This window comes from Sphingomonas sp. Leaf10 (genome assembly GCF_001421245.1).
Taxonomy (GTDB): domain Bacteria; phylum Pseudomonadota; class Alphaproteobacteria; order Sphingomonadales; family Sphingomonadaceae; genus Sphingomonas.
Genome location: NZ_LMKE01000033.1, coordinates 109,465 through 110,171 on the forward strand (window position 1 = coordinate 109,465; position 707 = coordinate 110,171).

General features: G+C 66.8%; 1 protein-coding gene. It reads right to left on the reverse strand.

Annotated features, from left to right (window positions below; genetic code table 11):
- A partial coding sequence (locus ASE59_RS20800; RefSeq protein ID WP_321163235.1) for a lipid II flippase MurJ occupies positions 1–580 on the reverse strand: 580 nt, incomplete at its 3' end.
- Positions 581–707: the final 127 nt, after the last annotated feature.

Genomic DNA, 707 nt, shown 5'->3' on the forward strand with positions numbered 1-707 from the left:
TCGCATAGGGGTCGGGGCCGTGAAAGAACAGCAGCCCGGCGACCATCGCGACGTTGAGCAGGATGGGGGCGGCGGCATTGACCCAGAATTTGTCGAGCGAATTGAGGATCGCGCCGAGCAACGACACGATCGAGATCAGCAGCAGATAGGGAATGGTGATCCGCGACAGCGTGACCGCATAGGCGAATTGCTCGGTCGTCGGGTTCTTGAACCCGCCCGACAGTAGATAAGTCAGCGGCCATGCGGCGATCAGCATGACGACGGTTGCGGCGATCAGCACCGGCAGCAGCACCGACAGCACCGCCTGCGCAAAGGCGAGGGCGGCGGGCAGGCCCCGACCCTCCGCCGCCGCGTCGCCTTCGGCCACCCGCTTGTTGAACAGCGGCACGAAGGCGGCGTTGAACGCGCCTTCGGCAAACAGTGCGCGGAACATGTTGGGCAGGCGGAATGCGACGAGGAACGCGTCCGACGCGAACCCTGCACCGACGAACGTCGCCTGCAACGAGTCGCGGCCCAATGCCAGCACGCGGCTGACCAGCGTCAGCCCGCCGACCGACCCCAGCGATTTCGCCAGTTTCATGGAGTTGGCGCCGATCGATCGTCAGATGGCGAGCCTCTCCCATCCCTGGAAGGGAGGGGCTGGGGGTGGGTTGGTTTGGGGCGGGCGCGACGCTCCCTCGCGGACCGACCCACCCCCGACCCCTCCC